Annotated in this window: 4 protein-coding genes; all 4 read right to left on the bottom strand. The window is 72.4% G+C overall.

The annotated features are described in order from the left end of the window. On the bottom strand, positions 1 to 636 hold a 636-nt coding region (locus tag ACOADB_RS13155; protein ID WP_378599205.1), incomplete at its 3' end, for a DUF4184 family protein. Positions 637 to 645: 9 nt separating this feature from the next. After that, on the bottom strand, positions 646 to 939 hold the full coding sequence (locus tag ACOADB_RS13150; RefSeq protein ID WP_378599202.1) for a DUF1905 domain-containing protein: 294 nt from the start codon (positions 937 to 939) through the stop codon (positions 646 to 648). 1 nt (position 940) lies between these two features. After that, entirely contained in the window at positions 941 to 1,279 is a 339-nt protein-coding gene (locus ACOADB_RS13145) for a hypothetical protein (protein WP_378599199.1), read from the bottom strand. A gap of 44 nt (positions 1,280 to 1,323) precedes the next feature. Continuing rightward, positions 1,324 to 2,430, bottom strand: a 1,107-nt coding sequence (locus tag ACOADB_RS13140) for an ankyrin repeat domain-containing protein (RefSeq protein WP_378599196.1), incomplete at its 5' end; no start/stop codon positions are given.

Below are 2,430 nucleotides of genomic sequence, written 5' to 3'. Positions count from 1 at the left end.
GAAGGCCGCGGGGTGCGCGCCCGTCCCGAGCCGCGCGAGGAAGGTGCCGACCGAGACCAGGCTGGCGATCGCGAACGCCGCCGGCAGTACGACGCCCGGCAGTCGTCGTGGCCGAGGGGTATCGGGCAGCACCGGACCCTGCACCACGGCCAGGATCGCCGCCCCGACGACGAGCAGACCCAGGATCCCGCTCGCGAACTGTGCCCACTGCGAGCCGTGCATCCCTGCGTGCGTCTCGTGCAGCCACGGAATCGCCTGCACGCCCCATCGGCCCGCGTGGGTGAAGGCGTCCCACAGGACATGGGTGGCCGATCCCAGGACCGCGCCCAGCGGCGCGAGCAGCCAGGCAGTCCGTCCGATCCGGACCCGCCCGGGCATCCGGTTCCGCACCCACGACGGCGCGGTGTCGACGAGGGCGTCGCGACCCCAGCGGTCCCAGAACCCCAGCAGGAGCAGGGTGATCGCGAGGTCGATGGTGACGAGACCGGCCAGGCTGTGCGTGAAGCCGTAGATCCCCCACGACTGCGAGAACACCGGCAGGTCCGGCGCCATCGACCCGATCACCATCGCCGAGAGCGGGAGGCCGAGTCCTCGCAACGGCAGCACCGCTGCCGGATGGGCGAGGGTGACAGGCATGCGCCGAGGCTAACCGGGCCGCGAAGCCAGGCTCAGCGAAGCGGTCAGCTCGGCGTCGAGCTCGATGCCCGCGGTTCGTCGTACGGCTGCCTTGAGGGGAACGAGGTAGCGGCCGTCCTTCGGGAACAGGGCCGTGGTGAAGTCCGTGTCGCCGATGCGGACCTCGACGGCCACCTGCCCCCAGTACTCCTGGCCCCGCGCCGCTTCCTTGATGTCGTCGCTGTCCTCGACGGGCACCGCGAGGAAGAAGTACGGCGCCGGGCCGCGCCACTCGATGACCGGGCCGGTGAAGGTGAACTCCACGTCAGCGACCGCCGTCCTCGAACGGGTCGTACTCGTAGTCGTCGTAGTAGTCGGGCGGCCGCTCGTTCCCGATCTCGCAGATGTCGGCGGGCGAGAGGAGCCCGGGTTCACCGGCCTTCTGCTCGGCGACGCAGTCGTAGAAGCCGGAGTAGTCGGGCTCGGGGTCCGACGACCCGATGGCGATGCTGCCAACGGCGATCACCGCCGTTGCGACGACACCCACGACCGCACCGGCACCGCGCGACCGCATGCCGCTCGCGACGATCGGCGGCCGCCGGGTCGCGCGCTGCGCCGGCGGCTGCTCGGACTCCTCGCCGGGCGGTTGGTACTGCTCCCACATGGCGTCATCATCGCCGATCGCGAGGTCGGCAAACGTCCGGACGGTCAGTCCCGCAGCAGCGCCGCGATCTCGTCGTACCCGCGACGCTCGGCGTGCTGCAACGCGCTGACCCCGTCGGCATCGGCGATGGTCCGGTCGGCACCGGCGGCGAGCAGGGTGCGGACGACGTCCTGGTGGTCACGACCCCCGTCGCCGAGGATCACCGCCTCCAGCAGGGCCGTCCAGCCCAGGTCGTTGACGTGGTCGAGGTCGATGCCGGTCTGGACGACGCGGCGCACGTAGTCAGCGTGGCCGCGTTCGCTGGCCGGGATCACGGACAGGCCGCCGAACCGGTTGCGGATCGTCAGGTCCGGGTGCGCGGGCAGCAGCGCCTCAAGCATGGCGACGCTGCCGGTCACGCCGGTGACCAGCCAGGGGGTGTCGTGACGGTCGTCGAGGGCGTCCGGGTCGGCACCCATCGCGACGAGCAGCTCGGCGACGGCGACCCGGTCGTGGGTGCTGGCGAGCAGGAGCGCGGTGCGCTCGTGTCCGTCGCGGGCCTCGATGTCGGCTCCGGCACGCAGGGCCACGGCGACCGCATCGGCATCGCCGCGCTCGGCAGCGCGGAGCAGGGCCGCGTCCGCGTCGGCCGGGGGCTGGGCAGTGGTCACGGTGGTCAGGATCCTCTCCAGTCGGTCGAACCCGCGCTCGCGGGCCATCTGCAGCGGGGTCAGCCCCGCGGTGGTCGAACGGTCCTGGAGCCGCACTCCGCCGGCGGCCAGCACCCGCACGGTGGTCGCGTACGACGCCGTGTCCTCGCCGAGCCACACGGCCTCGTGGATCGCCTGGTAGCCGATCCGGTTCACGTGGTCGCGATCGACGCCCGCCCGGAGCAGCTCCCCCACCACCAGCCCGTGACCGCGCTCGGCAGCACGGATCAGGCCGGTGCCGTTCCAGCTGTCCTTGGCGTTGACCTTCGCGCCGTTGCGGAGGGTGAGCCGGAGCAGCTCGAGGTGGCCCTCGCTCGTCGCGACGAGGTACGCCGACTGCTCGGTGCCGTCCTTGGCGTTGACGTCGGCGCCCTGCCGGACCAGCCGACGAGCGGCCGGTACGTCGTTCGCCCAGGCTGCGTCGCGGAGCTGCTGGTCGAGCGCGGCCTGCTGCTCGGGGTC

It is taken from the genome of Nocardioides sp. CPCC 206348, assembly GCF_048654705.1.
Lineage (GTDB): Bacteria > Actinomycetota > Actinomycetes > Propionibacteriales > Nocardioidaceae > Nocardioides.
Note: the sequence above shows the minus strand (reverse complement) of the source record. Positions and strands in the feature narration are given on the sequence as shown.